The sequence below is a fragment of the Pseudomonas sp. GD03944 genome (genome assembly GCF_029839275.1).
Classification (GTDB): domain Bacteria; phylum Pseudomonadota; class Gammaproteobacteria; order Pseudomonadales; family Pseudomonadaceae; genus Aquipseudomonas.
This window is the reverse complement of sequence record NZ_JAOCAH010000021.1, coordinates 1-19,713: the sequence shown is the minus strand read 5'-3', so window position 1 is coordinate 19,713 and position 19,713 is coordinate 1. Positions and strand designations below refer to the sequence as shown.

The 19,713-nt window shown below is 64.6% G+C and carries 24 protein-coding genes, 1 tRNA gene and 1 pseudogene; 14 read left to right on the top strand and 12 right to left on the bottom strand.

The window, feature by feature from the left end; translation table 11 throughout:
* Window positions 1-15: 15 nt before the first annotated feature.
* Window positions 16-957 (bottom strand): FecR family protein, encoded by a 942-nt coding sequence (locus tag N5C28_RS22835; RefSeq protein ID WP_279825680.1) that lies wholly within the window; start codon window positions 955-957, stop codon window positions 16-18.
* A complete protein-coding gene (locus N5C28_RS22830) occupies window positions 954-1,460 on the bottom strand; it encodes an RNA polymerase sigma factor (RefSeq protein ID WP_279825678.1) in 507 nt (168 codons plus the stop codon). Before N5C28_RS22830 ends, N5C28_RS22835 begins: the two co-directional genes overlap by 4 nt.
* Window positions 1,461-1,701: 241 nt before the next feature.
* On the opposite strand from N5C28_RS22830, the gene nadA reads away from it, so the two are divergent.
* Both nadA and N5C28_RS22820 read left to right on the top strand, forming a co-directional pair.
* The gene (nadA, locus tag N5C28_RS22825; protein WP_279825676.1) at window positions 1,702-2,760 is read left to right on the top strand and encodes a quinolinate synthase NadA; all 1,059 of its coding nucleotides are present in this window, start codon (window positions 1,702-1,704) and stop codon (window positions 2,758-2,760) included.
* Window positions 2,761-3,015: 255 nt separating this feature from the next.
* Window positions 3,016-3,204: a hypothetical protein gene (locus tag N5C28_RS22820; RefSeq protein WP_279825674.1), complete on the top strand. Its 189-nt coding sequence runs from the start codon at window positions 3,016-3,018 to the stop codon at window positions 3,202-3,204.
* Here the strand turns inward: N5C28_RS22820 and N5C28_RS22815 are convergent.
* Window positions 3,182-4,615, bottom strand: a complete 1,434-nt coding sequence (locus N5C28_RS22815) for a M48 family metalloprotease (RefSeq protein WP_279825672.1) — start codon at window positions 4,613-4,615, stop codon at window positions 3,182-3,184. The two genes, N5C28_RS22820 and N5C28_RS22815, sit on opposite strands and share 23 nt — an antisense overlap.
* A gap of 107 nt (window positions 4,616-4,722) precedes the next feature.
* On the opposite strand from N5C28_RS22815, the gene N5C28_RS22810 reads away from it, so the two are divergent.
* Together N5C28_RS22810 and N5C28_RS22805 are read left to right on the top strand one after the other, a co-directional pair.
* Complete coding sequence (locus N5C28_RS22810; protein ID WP_279825670.1) at window positions 4,723-4,974, top strand: sulfurtransferase TusA family protein; 252 nt, start codon at window positions 4,723-4,725, stop codon at window positions 4,972-4,974.
* Window positions 4,975-5,017: 43 nt separating this feature from the next.
* Window positions 5,018-6,085, top strand: a complete 1,068-nt coding sequence (locus N5C28_RS22805; RefSeq protein WP_279825669.1) for an AI-2E family transporter — start codon at window positions 5,018-5,020, stop codon at window positions 6,083-6,085.
* Between the two features lie 45 nt (window positions 6,086-6,130).
* Here the strand turns inward: N5C28_RS22805 and N5C28_RS22800 are convergent, their stop codons facing one another.
* Window positions 6,131-6,604, bottom strand: a complete 474-nt coding sequence (locus N5C28_RS22800) for a peroxiredoxin (protein ID WP_279825668.1) — start codon at window positions 6,602-6,604, stop codon at window positions 6,131-6,133.
* Window positions 6,605-6,614: 10 nt separating this feature from the next.
* The gene (locus N5C28_RS22795) at window positions 6,615-7,172 is read right to left on the bottom strand and encodes a glycine cleavage system protein R (RefSeq protein ID WP_279825667.1); all 558 of its coding nucleotides are present in this window, start codon (window positions 7,170-7,172) and stop codon (window positions 6,615-6,617) included.
* A gap of 226 nt (window positions 7,173-7,398) precedes the next feature.
* Here N5C28_RS22795 and dapA point away from each other — a divergent pair, with 226 nt between their 5' ends.
* From dapA to N5C28_RS22760, 7 genes and pseudogenes are all read left to right on the top strand, one after another.
* A complete protein-coding gene (gene dapA / locus N5C28_RS22790) occupies window positions 7,399-8,277 on the top strand; it encodes a 4-hydroxy-tetrahydrodipicolinate synthase (protein WP_279825666.1) in 879 nt (292 codons plus the stop codon).
* Window positions 8,278-8,294: 17 nt separating this feature from the next.
* Complete coding sequence (gene bamC / locus N5C28_RS22785) at window positions 8,295-9,407, top strand: outer membrane protein assembly factor BamC (protein ID WP_279825665.1); 1,113 nt, start codon at window positions 8,295-8,297, stop codon at window positions 9,405-9,407.
* Between the two features lie 83 nt (window positions 9,408-9,490).
* A complete protein-coding gene (locus N5C28_RS22780) occupies window positions 9,491-10,360 on the top strand; it encodes a phosphoribosylaminoimidazolesuccinocarboxamide synthase (protein WP_279825664.1) in 870 nt (289 codons plus the stop codon).
* A 135-nt stretch (window positions 10,361-10,495) separates the two neighbouring features.
* On the top strand, window positions 10,496-10,837 hold the full coding sequence (locus N5C28_RS22775; protein ID WP_279825663.1) for a VOC family protein: 342 nt from the start codon (window positions 10,496-10,498) through the stop codon (window positions 10,835-10,837).
* Between the two features lie 96 nt (window positions 10,838-10,933).
* Window positions 10,934-11,398 (top strand): hypothetical protein, encoded by a 465-nt coding sequence (locus N5C28_RS22770; protein ID WP_279825661.1) that lies wholly within the window; start codon window positions 10,934-10,936, stop codon window positions 11,396-11,398.
* A gap of 389 nt (window positions 11,399-11,787) precedes the next feature.
* A complete protein-coding gene (locus N5C28_RS22765) occupies window positions 11,788-12,066 on the top strand; it encodes an antitoxin of toxin-antitoxin stability system (protein ID WP_279825660.1) in 279 nt (92 codons plus the stop codon).
* Window positions 12,063-12,346, top strand: a pseudogene (locus N5C28_RS22760) (type II toxin-antitoxin system RelE/ParE family toxin). The gene N5C28_RS22765 and the pseudogene N5C28_RS22760 overlap by 4 nt, the downstream one beginning before the upstream one ends.
* Window positions 12,347-12,434: 88 nt before the next feature.
* On the opposite strand, the gene N5C28_RS22755 reads toward N5C28_RS22760, so the two are convergent.
* Window positions 12,435-12,524 (bottom strand) — tRNA-Ser (locus tag N5C28_RS22755).
* Window positions 12,525-12,856: 332 nt separating this feature from the next.
* Here N5C28_RS22755 and N5C28_RS22750 point away from each other — a divergent pair.
* Window positions 12,857-13,639 carry a MetQ/NlpA family ABC transporter substrate-binding protein gene (locus N5C28_RS22750; protein WP_279825659.1) on the top strand — a complete coding sequence of 261 codons (783 nt, stop codon included), beginning with the start codon at window positions 12,857-12,859 and terminating at the stop codon, window positions 13,637-13,639.
* 130 nt (window positions 13,640-13,769) lie between these two features.
* Here the strand turns inward: N5C28_RS22750 and N5C28_RS22745 are convergent, their stop codons facing one another.
* From N5C28_RS22745 to N5C28_RS22735, 3 genes are read right to left on the bottom strand one after another with little or no spacing between them, the layout of a single operon-like run.
* Window positions 13,770-14,474 (bottom strand): glutamine amidotransferase, encoded by a 705-nt coding sequence (locus N5C28_RS22745; RefSeq protein WP_279825658.1) that lies wholly within the window; start codon window positions 14,472-14,474, stop codon window positions 13,770-13,772.
* Window positions 14,475-14,491: 17 nt separating this feature from the next.
* Entirely contained in the window at window positions 14,492-15,499 is a 1,008-nt protein-coding gene (locus tag N5C28_RS22740; RefSeq protein WP_279825657.1) for a homoserine dehydrogenase, read from the bottom strand.
* Between the two features lie 19 nt (window positions 15,500-15,518).
* Window positions 15,519-15,941 (bottom strand): VOC family protein, encoded by a 423-nt coding sequence (locus tag N5C28_RS22735; protein WP_279825655.1) that lies wholly within the window; start codon window positions 15,939-15,941, stop codon window positions 15,519-15,521.
* Between the two features lie 116 nt (window positions 15,942-16,057).
* Between N5C28_RS22735 and N5C28_RS22730 the strand changes: the two genes are divergently transcribed.
* The gene (locus tag N5C28_RS22730) at window positions 16,058-16,921 is read left to right on the top strand and encodes a LysR family transcriptional regulator (RefSeq protein ID WP_279825653.1); all 864 of its coding nucleotides are present in this window, start codon (window positions 16,058-16,060) and stop codon (window positions 16,919-16,921) included.
* Between the two features lie 57 nt (window positions 16,922-16,978).
* On the opposite strand, the gene N5C28_RS22725 is transcribed toward N5C28_RS22730, so the two are convergent.
* Window positions 16,979-17,275, bottom strand: coding sequence for a LasR-specific antiactivator QslA (locus tag N5C28_RS22725; protein ID WP_279825652.1), 297 nt, complete (start codon window positions 17,273-17,275; stop codon window positions 16,979-16,981).
* Window positions 17,276-17,531: 256 nt separating this feature from the next.
* On the opposite strand from N5C28_RS22725, the gene N5C28_RS22720 reads away from it, so the two are divergent.
* The gene (locus N5C28_RS22720; RefSeq protein WP_279825651.1) at window positions 17,532-19,058 is read left to right on the top strand and encodes an MFS transporter; all 1,527 of its coding nucleotides are present in this window, start codon (window positions 17,532-17,534) and stop codon (window positions 19,056-19,058) included.
* 117 nt (window positions 19,059-19,175) lie between these two features.
* Here the strand turns inward: N5C28_RS22720 and N5C28_RS22715 are convergent, their stop codons facing one another.
* Together N5C28_RS22715 and N5C28_RS22710 are read right to left on the bottom strand one after the other, a co-directional pair.
* Window positions 19,176-19,472 (bottom strand): LasR-specific antiactivator QslA, encoded by a 297-nt coding sequence (locus N5C28_RS22715; protein ID WP_279825650.1) that lies wholly within the window; start codon window positions 19,470-19,472, stop codon window positions 19,176-19,178.
* Window positions 19,465-19,665, bottom strand: coding sequence for a hypothetical protein (locus tag N5C28_RS22710; protein WP_279825648.1), 201 nt, complete (start codon window positions 19,663-19,665; stop codon window positions 19,465-19,467). The genes N5C28_RS22715 and N5C28_RS22710 overlap by 8 nt, the downstream gene beginning before the upstream one ends.
* Window positions 19,666-19,713 lie beyond the last annotated feature (48 nt).

Here is a 19,713-nt window from a genome sequence, read left to right as displayed (position 1 = left end):
AAAAAGCGGTGCCGGCTAGTCGCGCGCGCTCACCAGGATCAGCCCCGGCAGCCGGACCAGCCGCACCGGCAGGGTGTCGGCCACCGCACGCAGTACGGCGTCCGGGTCATCCAGAGGGAACACGCCAGTCACCTGCAGGCGTCGGGCCTGGTCGTCGAGGAATACCACTCGGTCGCCCTGGCTGCGCTCGAGCTCGTCGAACACCTCGGCCAGCGGGCGGTCGCGGAACACCAGCTTGCCCCGTTGCCAGGCCAGGCGCTGCTGCGCATCGAGCGGTTGCACCGCCTGCAGGTCGCCATCGCGCCATTGCACTTGCTGGCCTGCCTGCACGGCGAGGGCGTTCGGTTGCTGCGCTGTGCCCACCTGGACGTGGCCGTGGGTGACGGCGAGGTCCACGCGGTCGCCGCTGTGGTTGACGTCGAAGCGGGTGCCGGTGACCCGAATGCGCATCGCGCCGGCGCTCACCAGGAACGGCCGTGTGCTGTCCGCGGCGACCTGGAAATCCGCCTCGCCGTGGTACAGGTGCACTTCACGGCGGTCGCCAGAAACGCGCCAGTCCAGCGCGGTGTCGCCGTTGAGGGTCAAGGTCGAGCCGTCTTCCAGCTGCACCTCGCGGCGCTCGCCCGGTGCTGTGTGCATGTCGGCGTACAGCCCGACCCAGGTGCCCTGCGGCAGCCAGAGCGCCAGCAGCAACAGCGCAGCGCTGGCCAGCGGTACGCTCCAGCGCGCCAGGCCTCGGCGGCGGCTGGCGATGGGCGTGACAACAGCGGGCTCGGCGGGGCGCTGGACCTGGCCAAGCAGGGCCCACAGGTCTTCCACCTGGCGCATGGCCTGCTCGTGCTCCGGCGCCGCGTTGCGCCAGGCGTCGAGGTTTTCCCGGTCGGCCGCCGTGGCGCGCCCGGAGTTCAGCAGAACCTGCCATTCGCGGGCTTGGGCGAGAAGAGGGGAATGGCTCACGGTGCGCTATCCATATGCTGCTGGCAGTGTTCGAGGGCCTTGAGGATATAGCGTCCGGCCATACTTTCCGAGACACCCAGGCGTTCGCCGATCTCGCGCTGGGTCAAACCGTCCAGGCGGTTCCACAGCAGGGCCTGGCGCAGGTGCGGTGGCAACTGCTGGAGAAGCGCCTGCAATTGCTCCAGGCGCTGGCCATCGCTGGCGACCCGTTCTGGCCCCGGGTGTTCGCTGACCAGCTCGGTGGTCATCTCCTCCTGCATGGGGCGGGTTTCCTGCTGGCGGCGGTGGTCGATGACCAGGTTGCGCGCGATGCGGTAGAGGAATGCACGCAGGTTGCCGATCTCCTGCTCCGGATCGCGGCGCCGGAAGCGCAGCCAGGTTTCCTGGCGCAGGTCCGCTGCCAGCTCTGCGCACTTGACCTGTCGGGTGAGGAAGCGCAGCAGCTCGCTGGAGTGGCGCTGGAACTGGCCATCGGCGGACTGGGGATCGGAGGGAGTGGTCATGCTGGAGGGCGGGTGGACGAAGTGCGACGAACATATATCAAGTGATAATGGTTTTCAATTGGCGCGTTGCGCCGGTCTTGCGGGCTGCGGTTCGGATAGCGGCGTCGCAGGCGATCCGCGTACAATTCCGCCATTAGAGAACAGGGCGTACTGAAAGCGCCCGACTGCGGAGAGCCGTGAGCGGGCCGGGCAGCGATGCTCGACCAGCCGTGCCGATAGACTTTCGACAAGACCTGATGACATGACGCAGATTTCCGAACGCCTTCTGGTTCAAGCGCACCTGGATGCCAAGCAGCCCAAGCCGCTGACTCCCGAGCAGGAAGCTTTTTACCGCGCCGAGATTGCCGCCGAGCTGAAGAAGCAGAACGCGGTGCTGGTCGCGCACTACTACTGCGACCCGGTGCTGCAGGCCCTGGCCGAAGAAACCGGCGGTTGCGTGTCCGACTCCCTGGAAATGGCCCGCTTCGGCAATCAGCACCCGGCACAGACCGTGCTGGTGGCCGGGGTCAAGTTCATGGGCGAGACCGCCAAGATCCTCAACCCGGAAAAGCGCGTGCTGATGCCGACGCTGGAAGCGACCTGCTCGCTGGACCTGGGCTGCCCGGTGGACGAGTTCTCCGCCTTCTGCGACCAGCACCCGCAGCGCACCGTGGTGGTGTATGCCAACACCTCGGCGGCGGTCAAGGCACGTGCCGACTGGGTGGTGACCTCCAGTTGCGCGGTGGAGATCGTCGAGCACCTGATGGACAACGGCGAGAGCATCATCTGGGCGCCGGACCAGCACCTGGGCCGCTACATCCAGAACAAGACCGGTGCCGACATGCTGCTGTGGGACGGTGCCTGCATCGTCCACGAGGAGTTCAAGGCCAAGCAGCTCGAAGACATGAAGGCGCTGTACCCGGACGCAGCCGTACTGGTGCACCCCGAGTCGCCGACCGCGGTCATCGACCTGGCGGACGCCGTGGGCTCCACCAGCCAGCTGATCGCCGCGGCCCAGACCCTGCCGAACAAGACCTTCATCGTCGCCACCGACCGCGGCATCTTCTACAAGATGCAGCAGCTGTGCCCGGACAAGGTCTTCGTCGAAGCGCCCACCGCTGGCAACGGCGCGGCCTGCCGCAGTTGCGCACACTGCCCGTGGATGGCCATGAACACCCTGGAGCGCACCCTCGAGTGCCTTCGCCAGGGCAGCAACGAGATCTTCGTCGACCCGTCGCTGATCCCCAAGGCCATTCGCCCGCTCAAGCGCATGCTGGATTTCACCCAGGCTGCGCGGATGAAACTGTCCGGCAACGCCTGATCGGCAGCTGTGTCCTTGAAACGCCCGGTGCAGTGATGCAGCGGGCGTTTTGCATTCAGGACGGGCGTGGTGCGAACGCCCCGGGTATCGCTTCGCTCGACCCAGGCTACTGGGGGAGTCAGGATGGAAAAAGCCGGCTTGTGTCGTAATGCTGTTCACTTGAAAGAACGCCGGGAGAGGGGAGCAGGTCGCGCAAGTGGTTCGCCAACCAGGCGCCTGTAGGAGCCGCGTCCCGCGGCGAATGGCGGCCACGACATGGATTCCGTTGACTGGCTGCAATCGTTTCGCGCCGAGGGCGACGCTCCTGCACCCCAGATACAGACCCAGAAAAATGCCGCTTTCCTGGAGAAAGGAAAACGGCATTTCTCATATGAACAGCATTACGGCGTGTGCCGGGCTTTTTTGGTTGCTGCGCAGCTGCTCAACGCAGCATCTGCTCGATGATGCGCTGGTCTTCGATCAGCTCGCGCTGGCGGGCGTCGATTCGCGAGGCCAGCTGGAAGTTGTTGGTGGCGCGGCGTTTGGCGAAGTCGAGCTGCTCGATGGCCTGCTTGTAATCGCCGACCAGGGAGAAGAACTCGGCACGGGCCTGGTGCAGGCCGATGGTGTTGCCGCTCAGGCCACGCACCTCGGCCACCAGGTACCAGACGTCCGGGTCTTTCGGCCGGCTTTTCAGCAATTCGTCCAGGGCGCGCTCGGCCTGTTCGATACGCCCCTGCTTCATCAGCAGGTCGATGCGTGCCTGGCGCAGGGGGTAGTTGCCCGGGTACAGATTGAGCATGCGATCCAGCCGGGACTGGGCCTCGCCCAGGCGATTGGTGGCCATGTCCGACTCCACCTGTGCCAGGTTGTAGACCACGTCGTCCGGGGTCTTTTCCAGCAGGATGCGCAGGTTTTCCCGCGCCTGCTCATGCTGGCCGCTCTTGCTCTGGGCAATCGCCAGCCCATAGCGTGCCGCGTCCAGCTTGGGGTTCTCATCGAGCATGGCGCGGAAGCGCTTGGCGGCCACGCCGGGGGTGTCTTCGTAGATCAACTGCACGCGGGCGCGCATCAGCTGGTAGCGCAGGCTGTCGGTCACACCGCCGGCCTCGTACTGCTCGGCACGGTTGCGGGTGTCGGCGATACGCGATTCGGACACCGGGTGGGTCAGCAGGAATTCCGGCGGCATGCGGTCGTAGCGGTACTGGCGCATCAGGCGCTCGAACATGCTGGGCATGGCGCGGGGATCGTAGCCGGCTTTCTCCAGGTTGATCAGGCCGATGCGGTCGGCCTCCTGCTCGTTCTGTCGGGAGAAGCGGCGCTGCTCCTGGATGGCCGCCGCCTGGGTCGAGGCGATGGCAGCGATGCCAGCGTCACCGGCGCCTGCTGCCGCGGCGACGATACCGGCCAGCATCGCCGCCATGATCGGCAGTTGCATGCGTTGCTGGGCTTCCAGGCCGCGGGCGAAGTGACGTTGCGACAAGTGCGCCAGTTCGTGGGCCATGACCGAGGCGTACTCGGCTTCGGTCTGGGCATAGAGGAACAGCCCGCCGTTGACCCCGATGATCCCGCCGGGCGCGGCGAAGGCGTTGATCTGCGGGCTGTTGAGCAGCACGAATTCGAGGCGACGGTCCTGCACCTGGCTGGTCTCGCCGAGGCGGTAGACGCTGGTCTCGACGAAGTCCTTGAGCTGCGGGTCGGACAACTGGTCGACCTGGCCGCGCACCAGGCTCAGCCAGGCGCGCCCCATCTGGTATTCCTGCTGCGGGGAGACGAGCGCCGAGCTGGCGTCGCCGAGTGACGGCAGGTCACTGGCCAGGCTGGGCAGGGGCATCAGGCAGGCGAGCGTCAGCAGGGTAGGGCGCAGAACATTCATGTACAGGGCTCGTGGCGTACAAAGCCGCTACTGTAGCCGGGCAGGCGCTTGCCTGGCCAGGGTTGCGGTGCCTTGGGTATCCTAGGGGCCTACTTGGGAGTGATCGAATGACTGATACGCAAGCCTGGCTGGACGAGTGCGATGCCGAGGTGGATGCCAGCGGCCTGAACTGCCCGCTACCCCTGCTCAAGGCCAAGCTGGAACTGAACAAACTGGCCAGCGGCGCGGTGCTCAAGGTCACCGCCACGGACGCCGGTTCGCAGCGTGATTTCCGTGCCTTCGCCTCGCTGGCGGGACACGCCCTGTTACACGAAGAGGCCGACGCAGGTGTCTACCGCTACTGGTTGCGCAAGGCCTGAGGCGGGTAGTGTTGCCCGCTGAACCGACCTGAAAGGACGCCTGATGCTCAAGGTGCTGCGCGACTGGCTACACCGCTACTTCTCCGATGAACAGGCCGTGGTACTGGCCCTGCTGCTGATCCTGGCGTTCGCGGTGATCCTGACGTTCGGTGGCATGTTGGCGCCGGTGCTGACCAGCGTGGTGCTGGCCTTCCTGATGCAGGGCGTGGTCAATGCCTTCGTGCGCCTGCGCATTCCGCACATCGTGGCAGTGTGGCTGGTGTTCACCCTGTTCGTCGGGGCGCTGGTGCTGGTCATGCTGGTGCTGGTGCCGCTGCTCTGGCAGCAGGTGATCAACCTGTTCAACGAGCTGCCGCGGATGCTCGGCGAGGGCCAGTCGTTGCTGCTCCTGCTGCCGGAGCGCTACCCCAACCTGATCACCGACCAGCAGGTGGTGCAGGCCATCGACACGGTGCGGGGCGAGGCGGGCAAGATCGGCCAGTGGGTGTTGTCGCTGTCGCTGTCGAGCCTGCCGGTGCTGATCGGGGTGATGATCTACCTGGTGCTGGTGCCGATCCTGGTGTTCTTCTTCCTCAAGGACCGCGAGCTGATCGGCAACTGGATGCGCGGCTACCTGCCGCGCGAGCGCGCCCTGATCACCCAGGTGGCCGAGGAGATGAACCAGCAACTGGCCAACTACATCCGTGGCAAGGTCATCGAGATCATCATCTGCGCGGTGGTGTCCTACGTCGTCTTCGCCTTCCTGGGGCTGAACTACGCGGCGCTGCTGGCACTGCTGGTCGGTCTGTCGGTGGTGGTGCCCTACATCGGCACCGTGGTGGTGACCGTACCGGTGGCGCTGATCGCGCTGTTCCAGTGGGGCTTCGGTGATCAGTTCATGTACGTGATGCTGGCCTACCTGGTGATCCAGGGCCTCGATGGCAATGTGCTGAACCCGCTGCTGTTCTCCGAAGCGGTCAACCTGCACCCTATCGTGATCATCTGCGCTGCGCTGCTGTTCGGCGGGCTGTGGGGTTTCTGGGGTATCTTCTTCTCGATCCCCCTGGCGAACCTGTTCAAGGCGCTGCTCGATGCCTGGCCGCGGGTGGCCCCGCCGGAGCCGAACACCTGACACGAAAAAGGCCGCGATGGCGGCCTTTTCTTTTGAACGTGGCGGTCAGGCCTTGTGCAGCGCCTGGGCGGCTGCCAGCACCGCATCCACATGGCCGGCCACGCGGAGGTTACGCCACTCCTGACGCAGGACGCCGTCCTTGTCGATCAGGAAGGTGCTGCGCACGATGCCCATGTATTCCTTGCCGTAGTTCTTCTTCAGCTGATACACGCCGAACTGGTCGCACAAGGTGTGCTCCGGGTCGCTGATCAGCTCGAAGGGGAACTCCTGCTTGCACTTGAAGCTTTCATGCTTCTTCAGGCTGTCCATCGACACGCCGAACACCTGGGTGTTGGCGGCCTGGAACTCGGGGTAGCGGGCGCGGAAATCCAGCCCTTCGGTGGTGCAGCCCGGGGTGCTGTCCTTGGGGTAGAAATAGATCACTACCTGCTGGCCCTTGAGGGCGGACAGCGAGACGGTCTGGCCACTGGTGGCCTCGGCGGTGAAGTCGGCAACCGGTTGGTCGAGGGTGACGGCCATGAACAGCTCCTTATGGATTTTGCGGGCGCCAGGGCTCGATCAGGGCATCCAGATTCAGGGCGTCGGCGAAATCGAGGAACTGGTCGCGCAGCCAACTGATCTGCGTGCCGGCGGGCAGGGTCACGGTCAGGGTGGCGTTGAGCATGGTGCCGCCGGTCTGGGGCGCCTGGTAGGTGTCGCAGGTCAGGTTCTCCAGCTCGACATGGTGGTCGATGAAGAACTGGCAGAGCTCGTTGAGAATGTCGGGGCGGTACACCGAGCTGACGTACGCCACGTACGGCAGGGCCTGCGGACGGGCTTCCGAGGCGCCGCTGCGGATCACGTTGACGGAGAAGCTGTGCTTCTTCGCCAGGCCCGGCAGGCTCGACTCCAGGCGGGCCAGGGCATCCCAGCTGCCGGAGATCTGCAGGACCAGGGCGCTGAACTCACCATGGCGACTCAGGCGTGTGCTGATCACGGCGCAGCGGTTCTCATGGCTGGCACGGCACAGGACATTGGTCAGCTCCATGGCGTTGGGGCCGAGCGCACTGATGACGAGGAATTGTTCGCGAACTGGGGGGGTGGACATGCAGCCTTCCTAAACGATGAACGGTCGGCGCGGTTCGACGTGGCCGACCAAAGCCGGAAGGGTAGCGAAAAGCAGGGCGCAGGGGAATGCCGGCCACCGCCTCATGCAGCGAATGTTGCTGCATTCGCGACGAAAGTTCTCTTGCCCGGCAGCCTTGTGCGTCGCTTGTGCAAGGCTGGTGGCGCCAGTACCATTACGGCTCTCTTTTTCCGGCAGGAGCGGTTGCATGATTGCGGGCAGTATGGTGGCACTGGTCACGCCCATGGATGCGCAGGGTGGTCTCGACTGGGACAGCCTGAGCAAACTGGTGGATTTCCACCTGCAAGAGGGCACCAATGCCATCGTCGCGGTCGGCACCACCGGTGAGTCCGCTACCCTGGACGTGTCCGAACACATCGAAGTGATCCGCCGCGTGGTCGACCAGGTCGCCGGGCGCATTCCGGTGATCGCCGGTACCGGTGGCAACTCCACCCGCGAGTCGGTCGAGCTGACCCGGGCCGCCAAGGACGTGGGCGCCGACGCCTGCCTGCTGGTCACCCCGTACTACAACAAGCCGACCCAGGAAGGCCTGTACCAGCACTTCCGCCACATCGCCGAAGCCGTGGCGATCCCGCAGATCCTCTACAACGTACCGGGCCGCACCGTGTGCGACATGCTGCCGGAGACCGTCGAGCGCCTGTCGAAGATCGACAACATCATCGGCATCAAGGAAGCCACCGGCGACCTGCAGCGTGGCCAGGAAGTCCTGGACCGCGTGAGCAAGGACTTCCTGGTGTATTCCGGCGATGACGCCACCGCCGTCGAACTGATGCTGATCGGTGGCAAGGGCAACATCTCGGTCACCGCCAACGTCGCCCCGCGCGCCATGAGCGATCTGTGTGCCGCCGCCATGCGTGGCGAAGCCGCCATCGCCCGCGCCATCAATGATCGTCTGATGCCGCTGCACAAGGCGCTGTTCATCGAATCCAACCCGATTCCGGTGAAGTGGGCCCTGCACGAAATGGGCAAGATGCCCGACGGCATCCGCCTGCCGCTGACCTGGCTCAGCCCGCGTTGTCATGAACCGCTGCGTCAGGCCCTGCGCCAGTCCGGCGTATTGGTTTAATCGAGGAATTACTGCGCATGAAGCGACTGGCCGGACTCTCTGCACTTGCTCTGATCATCTCCAGCACCAGCGGTTGCGGCTGGCTGTGGGGTGAAGATGGCTACTTCCGCGACCGCGGCGGTGACTACCTGAACGCTCGCCAAACCGCACCGATGCAATTGCCGCCTGACGCCGACTCCAAGCGTCTCGACCCGCTGCTGCCGGTGCCGCAGCACATCGCCGACAGCACCGCTGTCGAGGGCGAGTTCGAAGTGCCGCGTCCGCAGGCCCTGGCCGTGACCGCCAACGTCAGCGAATTCAGCCTGCAGCGCAGCGGCGAGTCGCGCTGGGTCGTGGCGCAGCGCGTACCGGCCGAAGTGTGGCCTATCGCCCGTCAGTTCTTCGAAGACAACGGTTTCCGCATCGCCGACGAGCGTCCGCAGACCGGTGAATTCAGCACCGCCTGGCAGCGTACCGATGAACTGTCCAGCGCCCTGGCTCGCCGCCTGAGCGGCGAGACTTCCGGTGATGCCGAGACCCGCGTGCGGGTGCGCATCGAGCCGGGCGTGCAGCGCAACACCAGCGAAATCTTCGTGGTCAGCGCCGAGCGTCCTGCCGGCAGCACCGCCGATGTCGCGTTTACCGCCAACAGCGTCAACACCGGTGCTGATTCCGCGCTGCTCGACGAGCTGCTGACCAGCCTGGCCCGCAGCGCCGAGCAGGGCGGCTCCGTGTCCCTGCTGGCCGCCCGCGACTACGACGCCCCGAGCCGCGTCAGCCTCTCCGAAGACGGCAACGGCAACCCGGTGCTGAACCTGGGCGCCGATTTCGACCGTGCCTGGTCCGGCGTCGGCCGCTCCCTGGAAATGGCCGATGTACGCATCGACGACATCAACCGCAGCCTGGGCGTGTACTACGTCAACCTGGCCGAAAGTGCCCAGCGCAAGGATGAAGAGCCTGGCTTCTTCAGCCGTCTGTGGGGCAGCGCACCGACCAAGGAAGAAATCGAAGCGCGTGCCGAGCGCTACCAGGTACGCCTGACGCCGGTTGGCGACAGCGTGCAGGTGACCGTGGAAAAAGACCTCAACACCGTAGCACCGTCCGATGTGGCGCGCCGGATTCTGGGTCTGATCCAGGAAAACCTCGGCTAAACACGGCTGCGTACCCGCACCACCAATAGGCGAAACCCCACCGGGTTTCGCCTGTTTCGTTTCCTAAAGGCGGAAATCTCGACATGACCACACCCTCGAACCTGAGCCTGAAGAAAATCTATTCGGGCAAAGTCCGCGACCTCTACGAAGTGGACGACAAGCGCATGCTGATGGTCGCCACCGACCGCCTCTCGGCCTTCGACGTCATCCTCGCCGAACCGATTCCGGACAAGGGCAAGATCCTCACCGCGATTTCCAACTTCTGGTTCGACAAACTGGCGGACGTGGTGCCCAACCATTTCACCGGCGACAAGGTCGAGGACGTGGTGTCGGCCGCCGAGCTGCCCCTGGTCGAGGGCCGTGCCGTGGTCGCCAAGCGCCTCAAGCCGGTGGCAGTCGAGGCCATCGTGCGCGGCTACATCGTCGGCTCCGGCTGGAAGGAATACCAGAAGAGCGGCACCGTTTGCGGCATCCAGCTGCCGGCTGGTCTGAAGGAAGCTTCCAAGCTGCCGCAGCCGATCTTCACCCCGTCGACCAAAGCCGCCGTTGGCGACCACGACGAGAACATCTCCTTCGAGCGCTGCGAAGCCATCATCGGTGCCGAGCTGGCGGCCAAGGTGCGTGATACCTCGATCGCCCTGTACACCGCGGCCGTCGAGTACGCGGCCACCCGCGGCATCATCATCGCCGACACCAAGTTCGAGTTCGGCCTGGACGAAGACGGCACCCTGACCCTGATGGACGAAGTGCTGACTCCGGACTCCAGCCGCTTCTGGCCGGCCGAAAGCTACGCTGAAGGCAAGAACCCGCCGAGCTTCGACAAGCAGTTCGTGCGTGACTGGCTGGAATCCACCGGCTGGAACAAGGAGCCGCCGGCCCCGGCCGTACCGGCTGACGTCGCGAAGAAGACCGCCGACAAGTACCGCGAAGCCCTGACCAAGCTGACCTCCTGATCGCGGTCACGCTCGATCCCAAGAGGCGCTTCGGCGCCTCTTTTCGTTGGTGGCGCATGCGCCTTCCGGCTGGCTGGGCTAGCCTCTGGCGACGGTCGCCGGCGGCGGCCCTCCACCTATGAACGAGGCCTGCCCATGGCGCTCACCGTGCTCCTGCGTTGCGACAACCTCGACGCCACCCGCCACTTCTACCAAGCGCTGCTTGGCTTTACCGTGGCCCGGGCGGGGGACACCCTGACGGTCGAGCAGTATGGTGGTGTGCTGATCTTCACCGAGCAGGACCTGTGGCACGGCCAGCCTGGGTTCACCGGCACCTTCTATTTCAGCGTGCCGGATGTGGATGCTCTGTTCGCCGCCCTCAAGGACCGCGTACCGCTGGCCTGGCCGCTGCAAGTCATGCCCTATGGCGGGCGGGAATTCGGCATCCGCGATTGCAATGGCTACCACTTGGCGTTTCGACAACTGATTACAGGTTGAAACGGGATATCGCTCGCAGCTGGAGGACCCGCCGTGTGCAGACGCCTGCCGATGGGCTAGTGTGAAACCCCGTCTCACTATGCAGGTACGCAACCCATGAGCTCTCGCAAGCCCGTCACTGCGGATACATTGCTGTCACAGACGGGGCCACAGGTGACCAAGGTCAGCGCCGAGGCGCTGGCAGCGGATGAACAGGCGCTCGTGGCCGCAGCCAATGCCCTGGGCTACGCCATCGAGTCGGTCTGGGACTTCGTCAACAACACCCCGCGGCCCGGGCTCGACAGCCCCTTCACTGGCCCGTATGAACGCGCCTACCCGATGCTGATCGAACACCTTCGCCAGCCCCACCACCCACGGATACGGGAGGGCATCATCCGCGCGCTGACCGTCAAGGATGGCGGCGAAGCGGTCTGGTCCGCCCTGTACCAGGCATTCACCGAAGAAACCGACAACCTCCAGCGCTGGACCCTGGCCAACGCCCTCAGCATCGCCATGCCGCCCCGCCAACGCGCCCAGCACCCCGAGATCGCCCGCGTGTTCAAGAACGCCGGGGCGCTTTGAGGCGAACAAACAGCAAGAGGAAAAGGCGCCAGCCAGCCACCGTTTCAGGCATCGGGGCTTTGTGGTCGTAGGGGAGGGGGCGGCAGACTGAAATACCGGTGCGGGAAGCACTGGGCTAACGAAGACACTGGGGTCAGCATCCTGCCGGTTCACACTTCGTTAACCCAGTGGCCGGGGAGGGTAACGCGCTGGTGGCACTGTGCCAACCTTTTGTAACCGAATGAGTTCACAAAAGTGAGCGGCAGACGTGCGATGAAGGCGCCCGCCGGTAGGTTGACTCCTTCGTTAGTTGTCATGCGGTTCCAGTGGTTTGCCGTTCTCCTGGCTTGGCTTCTCCTGCATAAACGTATATGCATTGTGAATACCTGTTGAGGCACGAGGGGATCACCGTGGCCAAAGAAGCCGTTTTCAACCTGAAGCTGGAACCTGAATTGTGGGAGGCTTTCATGGCTGCCGCTCAGGCCGTTCACCTGCCAGCCTCCCAGGTCATGCGAGACCTCATGCGCGATTTCATCCGGCAGCAACAGCAGGCCATGGCACATGACGAGTTCGTGCAGCACAAGGTTGATGCTGCCAGGGCGTCGGTCGAGGCCGGCCGTGGCCGCTCAAATCACGACGTAGAGGCCGAGTTCGCCGCTCGCCGTGCCAAGGCGCAGGGACACGAATGAAGGTTATCTGGACCCCTAAATCGCTGCGGACCGTCTGGATATCTGGGAATACATAAGCGCTGCCAATCCCGGCGCTGCAGTCCATATGGATGAGCGGTTCAGCGCAGCGGCAGCCGCCCTGGCCGACTTCCCCGACAGGGGCAGATTGGGAACGGCTCCCGGTACCCGCGAGCTGATTCCTCACGACAACTACCGGCTCGTCTATCAGGTAGAAAGCGATGCGGTATGGATTCTGGCCTTGGTGCACGTCGCCAGAATGTGGCCGTCCCTTCAGCCTTAAGTGGTGGCTTTCCTCGACACTTCGTTCGCCATAGAAACAAAAAGCCCCTGAAACTCAACGAGCTTCAGGGGCTTTCAGTCTTGCGATATGGCGGGAAGATAGGGATTTGAACCCTAGGTACCATCGCTGATACAACGGATTTCGAATCCGTCCCGTTCGGCCACTCCGGCATCTTCCCGTGGCGGCGCGCATGATAGCAGCCTAAGTGCGTTTGGCGAAGCCCGTTTCGCAATTTTTTCGCATGCTTTCAGGTGCTTGCGCGTTCCCGTCGTTTTTCCTGCCCTGTTCGCCCCGGCTGTAGCACCTGCGCGATGCTGGCGTATCGCCGGTTTTCCGGATTAATGCGCTTCACTTTATATTTCTAAAAGAAATAACAAAATAATAATTAAGTATTTTTGTGGAATAAAAAATCCCCGTAATGTCGCGCTCACCCCGCTGCACCAGGCCGGGTCATTACTCCCTGCTCATGGCTGAAGATCCAGCCAGAGTCGCCAACACGAGAACAATACGATGAAGAAAGCACTGCTGTTGACCGCCCTCGCGGCTGCCTTTTCGATTTCTGCCGCCCAGGCTGGCGAGAAGCTGGTCGTGGCCGCCACGCCTGTACCGCACGCGGAGATCCTCGAGCTGATCAAGCCGCAGCTGGCGAAGGAGGGGGTCGATCTGGATGTCAAAGTCTTCACCGATTACGTTCAACCCAACCTGCAGGTGCAGCAGAAGCAGCTGGATGCCAACTACTTCCAGACCAAGCCTTACCTGGACACCTTCAACTCCAGCCGCGGCACTGACCTGGTGATCGTCAAGGGCGTGCACGTCGAGCCCTTCGGCGGTTACTCCAGCAAGTACAAGGCGCTGAGCGAGCTGCCGGACGGCGCGACCATCGCCATCCCGAACGAGGGCAGCAACAGCGGCCGTGCTCTGTTGCTGCTGCAGAAGGCCGGTCTGCTGAAGCTCAAAGACCCGAGCAACGCCCAGGCGACGCCGAAGGACATCGCCGAGAACCCGCACAACTTCAAGTTCAAGGAGCTGGAAGCGGCCATCCTGCCGCGCGTGCTGGATCAGGTCGACCTGGCGCTGATCAACACCAACTACGCCCTGGAAGCCAAGCTCGATCCGGGTAAGGACGCGCTGGTCATCGAAGGCCGTGACTCCCCGTACGTGAACTACCTGGTGGCCCGCCCGGACAACCAGGACAGCGATGCCATCAAGAAGCTGTCCGCCGCGCTGACCAGTCCTGAAGTGAAAGCCTTTATCGAGAAGCGCTATTCGGGCGCCGTTGTCCCGGCGTTCTGATCGACCTCAGCCTCACCAGCTCCGCACCGGGGCCTGGTGAGCAACGACCACGGTGGTGAACCTGTGCAAACAGGTTTGCAGTTTCGCGCCGACCGGCCCAGCCGCGTCGGCGTTTTTTTGCCTGCTCTCTTTAGTGTTCCAGCCGTGCCAGCCACTCGGTGATCAGCGTCGCGCTGGCCTGTTCCAGGCCCTGGGCGTAGCGCTTGGCGTCGTAGCGCAGGGTGATCGGGTCGATGCCTGAGGTGGCCAGTTCGCTGGCATGGCCCAGCAGCCAGTGCTCGAAGCGCGCACCCAGCGCCTCCGGGTGGAACTGCAGGCCGAGCACGTTCGGCCCGCGGGAGAACGCCTGGTTGCGGCAGATCGAAGTGGAGGCGAGGCGTGCGCAGCCTTCCGGCAGGTCGAAAGTGTCGCCGTGCCAGTGCAGCACGGGCACGTTGCGCAGCGCCGCGAGGGGCTGGTGCTCGACGTTGCTGGCCAGGTCGAGCACCGACCAGCCGATTTCCTTGGCCGGGCCGGGATACACCCGCGCGTCGAGGGCGGCGGCCATCAGCTGCGCGCCGAGGCAGATGCCGAGGGTCGGGCGGTTGGCCGCCAGGCGCTCGCGCAGCAAGGCGGTCTCGGCGGAGACCACCGGGTAAGCCTCGTGGTCGTAGACGCCAATCGGCCCGCCGAGTACCACCAGCAGGTCGGGGCCCAGCGGGTCGAGCTGGCTGATGTCGTGTTCGGCGGCCTCGATGTAATCGATGCGGTAGCCAGCGTCGCGCAGCGGTTGCGCGAAGCTGCCGAGGTCCTCGAAACCGACGTGGCGGATGGCGAGCAGGGTGCGTTGGGTCATGGTCAGTGTTCCGGGTGTCAGGCGGGCCGAGCGGCCCTGGCCAATAGGATGTGTTCGAGGTCTTTCAGCGCGGCGGCGGCCGTGGCCAGCGGCTCCACGCCGCAGCCGATCGCCAGCGTTTCGCCCATGGCATCGGTGGTGATGCGGATCGCCTTGTTCTTGCCGTTCACCTGGGCGAAGGGGTCGGATGCGGGATAGGTCTTGATGCCGACGCTGGCGCAGACCTCCCCACCCACCTGGGTCAGGCTGCCCACCAGCTTAGGCACCAGCCCTTGGGCGCGCCACGCGGCGATGCGTTCGGCGGTGACCGACTGGATGCCATCGACCACCAGGTCGTCCATCGTCAGGTCGGCGCCGAGGCCGAAGTTGGCGAGCAGCAACAGCTTGCAGGCGGTGTCCCAGCCCTCGGTGTCGTTGCGCGGGTCGGCTTCGGCAAAGCCGCCGGCCTGGGCCTCGCGCAACGCGGCGTCGAAACCGAGGCCCTGGTTGATCATGGCGTCCAGCAGGTAGTTGGTGGTGGCATTGAGGATGCCCTCGACGCTGAACACCTGGCAGCCGGCCAAGCTGTGTTCGAGCAAGTCCAGCGTCGGCAGGGCGGCGGCGGCCGCGCCACTGAGCTTGAGCAGCGCCCCGGACGCCTGGGCGAGGTCGCGCAGGTGCGGCCCGCTGTGCACCAGTGCGCCCTTGGAAATGACGATGCAGTCCCGCCCGGTCGCCAGCGCCTCGCGCAGGTAGGCAAGGCCCGGCCCGCCCGTGCGGAAGTCGCTCGGCCCCGCCTCGATCAGCACCTCGGCATCGCTGGCCTGGATGAAATCCGGCCCCGACAGGCCCGCTTCGAGGGAATCCAGGCGGTCCGCTTCCAGGCCGGCTGCATCGGCCAGGCCGGTGCGCGAGCCGCACACCGCCACCAGGCGCACGTCCACGCCATACACCTGGCGATAGCGCTCGCGGCGCGACAGCAGCAGCTGTGCCGTTGCGCGGCCCACGCCGCCGAAGCCGGCGATAGCAACCTTGAGCGTTTGCATGGGTTCTGTCCTTGCGCGGTTACTTGGCGAACAGGTTGTTGATGTCGGCAAAGGCCTTCATCTCGACCGCGTTGCCGCTGGGGTCTTTGAAAAACATGGTGGCCTGTTCACCCGGTTCGCCCTTGAAACGGATATAGGGCTTGATGATGAACTCGACGTTCGCCTCGGTCAGGCGCTCGGCGGCCGCCTGCCAGTCCTGCATCGGCAGGACGACACCGAAGTGGCGCACCGGCACGCCATGGCCGTCCACCGCGTTGACCGGCACCGCGCCCGCTTCATCGGGCGCCAGGTGCGCGACGATTTGGTGACCGTAGAAATTGAAGTCGATCCAGTCCGCCGAACTGCGGCCTTCGCTGCAACCGAGCAGGTTGCCGTAAAAATCGCGGGCGGCCGCCAGATCGTCAACCGGAAATGCAAGGTGGAAGGGGCAGAGCGCAGTCATGGGGGCTTCCTCGTTGGGGGCGGGAGTGGGTCAGCGAGGTCCATCCTAGTCGGCGACAAGAATCACGAAAAACGATATGTTCTGATCGTGAGTAAAACGGAGCGTTATCAGTCGCCATGATCACTGAACTGCGTACCCTGATCGCCGTGGCGCGCCATGGCACCTTCCGCGCCGCGGGCGAGCGCATCGGCCTGACCCAGGCGGCAGTCAGCGGCCACATGCGGCGCCTGGAAGAAACCCTGGGCTTCGACCTGTTCGAGCGAACCGGCCGCTCGGCGACGCTGAATGCCGCCGGCCTGCGCACCCTGGCCCGGGCCGAAGCGCTGGTGCTCGAGTTCGACGCCCTCGGCGACCCACTGAAGGACGAAGAGTGGAACACGCCGCTGAAGATCGGCGCGATTGCCTCGGTGCAGGCCACCCTCCTTACGCGCGCGCTGGTGCCGTTCCGCCAGCGCTTCCCGCAGTGCCGGGTGCACCTGTCGCCGGACGTTTCGTTGCATCTTATGGACCAGGTCGAAGCCGGTGAGCTGGACCTGGCGATCCTCATCCGCCCGGCATTCGAACCGCCCCGGGACCTGATGTGGACGCCCCTGGTGCGCGAGCCCTATGTGCTGCTCGCCGGCCAGGCTATCGACGGCAATGACTGGCGAGAGGTGCTGCTGGAGCAACCCTTCATTCGCTACAGCCGCTCCTCGTTCGGCGGGCGCCAGGTGGAGCGCTTCCTGCTCGAAGAGTCAGTGGCAGTCCAGGAGTGGATCGAGGTCGACGATATCCAGGCCATGGTGGCGATGGTCGAAAGCGGCCTGGGTGTGGCCGTGGTGCCGCTGACCGAAACCATCCTGCCGCTGCCACCCACCGTCCGCGCCATCCCCCTCGAACCCACCCAGGCCCACCGCGAAATCGGCGCGCTGCACCGCAAGATCAGCCACTCCCATGCGGCGGCGGGGTTTATCGAGTGTTTGCAGGGGGCGGGCACGTGATGAACAGGCCTGCCCGCCGCTGGAACCGCAGGGGGCAGGCCTTTCACGCGCCGACCGTTACAACCTCAACGCCGTACGCTGCGCCATGTGGCCGCCACCCAGAGGCGAACACAGGCGCTGGTGCACGCGGCTGAGAAAGCCCAGTTCGAACGCGTGGCGCTGGGCACCCGGTGGGAACAGCTGGCGCTCCAGCATCAGCGTGGCCCACAGCCAACCGCTATTGCTTGCATCCAGCCAGGCCTGCGCCTGCTGCACGCCCCGGGCGAAACTCTCCCGGCAATCCTCACCCAGCCCGAACGCCGCAGCCGGGTGCCCTTCGTGGGCGGGGAGGTGGGTAATCAGCCGCTCATTCATGGCCGTTCCTCCTTGCGGCCTGGGTCTGGCCGTAAAGCAGGATCAAGTCATGCAGCAGCGCTCTGCCGGCGTCCTGCTGCGCCGAAGACAGGTGACGGCTAAAGCATGATAAATCGGCCCATTGCCGGTCATCTGTCCGGGAGCCACCTGCGAGAAACTGGTTTTTATTCGGTTGATTTGTCTCAAATGAGTCAATGTTGACTCATTAGGTCCTTTGGTGAATCATGCGCCGCTCGTTAAAACTGAGATAGCGGCCATGTCCTCCACCCCCCACAACCGTTGGTTGATCCTCACTGCCGTCATGTTGGCGTTCCTGCCGGTGGTGATCGACATGACCATCCTGCATATTGCCGTGCCGTCGCTGACCCAGGCGCTCAAAGCGAGCAGCACCGAGGTACTGTGGATCATCGATGTGTATCCGTTGCTCATGGCCGGGTTGCTGGTGCCGATGGGGACGCTGGCCGACCGCCTGGGTAATCGCCGTGTGTTGTTGATCGGTTTGGCCGTGTTCGGCATGGCGTCTCTGTTGGCCGCGTTTTCCCGGACACCCGCCATGCTGATCGGTGCGCGCATGCTGCTCGCGCTGGGTGGGGCGATGATCATGCCCTGCGTGCTGGGGATCATCCGTCGCACCTTCGAAGATGAGCAGGAACGGGCCATGGCCTTGGGCATATGGGGGACGGTCAGCGCAGCAGGCGCTGCCGTGGGACCACTGGTTGGCGGTGCGTTGCTGGAGCATTTCTGGTGGGGGTCGGTGTTCCTGATCAATGTGCCGCTGATGGCGGTGGTTATTCCAGCCGCATGCGTACTGCTGCCCCGCGTGGAAACCATCAACCCGGGCGAATGGAAGATAGGCCAGGCCCTTATGCTGATCATCGGCGTCATCGCCGTCGTGTATGGCGTCAAGGCCGGGATTGGCGCGACGGCATCGCTGCCGGTCATCGCCGCGATCATGCTGTTCGGTCTGGGGCTGCTTGGGGTGTTTGTGCGCAAGCAGTTGCAATCGACCGTGCCCATGCTGGATCTGGGATTGTTCGCACATCCAGCCATCCTGGCCGGAATCGTCATGGCGTTGTTCGTGACCGGCGCGCTGGCTGGCGTCGAGCTGACCCTGGCGATGGAACTGCAATACGTGCTGGACCGAACGCCGCTTCAAGCCGGTATTTTCATGATTCCCATCATGGTGGCAGCCGCCGTTGGCGGGCCGGTGGCCGGTCTTCTGTCCAACCGGCTCGGTCTGCGTCTGGTGGCAAGCCTGTCGCTGGTCGTGTCGGCAGGCTCCCTGGCCCTGCTGCCCTTGGTGGGCTTCGAGGCGGGCCTGGTCCTTCCGTTTCTGCTGGCACTGCTCGGGCTGGCACTGAGCATCGGGCTGACCGCTTCGTCCATCGCCATCATGGGCGCCGTGGACGCCAGCAAGGGGGCCGCTGCCGGTTCACTCGAGGCCTCGGCGTACGAGCTGGGATCCGGTCTGGGCATCACCTTTTTTGGCGTGTTCATGTCCAGCGTCTTCAGTCGCTCGCTCTCGCTTCCTCCAGACCTGGAGCCGACGCTTGCTGCACGCGCTGTGACGTCGATTGGTGACAGCTACCTGGTGGCCAGTGAACTCCCGGCAGGCCAGGCTGCCGCGCTGATAGAGGGCGCGAAGGTTGCCTTTTCCTCCACCACGTCGGTTTTGCTGAGTACCTGTGCTGCGTTGTTGGGACTGCTTGCACTGGTGGTGTTCGTGCTGCTGAAAAACTACCGCAGGTCCTCGGCCAACGAACGCACAATGAGCGCCCCTTAGAAAAGGGGAGGGGTTTATTTTTCGCCAGGCAGCCGGGGGGAGGGCATCGATCCAGCGACGGCGTAAGGCCTGCCCGCCGCTGGCACCGCAGCAGGCAAGCCCTCCAGGCGCCAGCCGCTACAACCTCAACGCCGTGCGCCGCGCCACGTGCTCGCCACCCAACGGCGAACACAGGCGCTGGTGCACGCGGCTGAGAAAGCCCAGCTCGAAGGCATGGCGCTGCGCACCCGGCGGGAACAACTGGCGCTCCAGCAACAGATTGGCCCACAGCCAACCGCTGTCTTTCGCATCCAGCCAGGCCTGCGCCTGCTGCACGCCCCGGGCGAAACTCTCCTGACAATCCTCGCCCAGCCCGAATGCCGCAGCCGGGTGCCCATCGTGGGCGGGGAGGTGGGTCATCAGCCGCTCATTCATGGCCGTTCCTCCTTGCGGCCTGGGTCTGGCCGTAGAGCAGGATCAAGTCATGCAGCAGCGCTTTGCCGGCTTCCTGCTGCGCCGACGACAAGTCGGGCGGCAACTCGGGTAACGCATCGGGAATGGGGCGATCAGCCGAGGCCGAGCTGGCGGGAGCCGGGAAGGGGATAACGACGGGATCAGATTTGGCCATGCAGCACCTCCACGGCGGAAGTCGACAAAGCAGCCAGCAGCCCAGGGC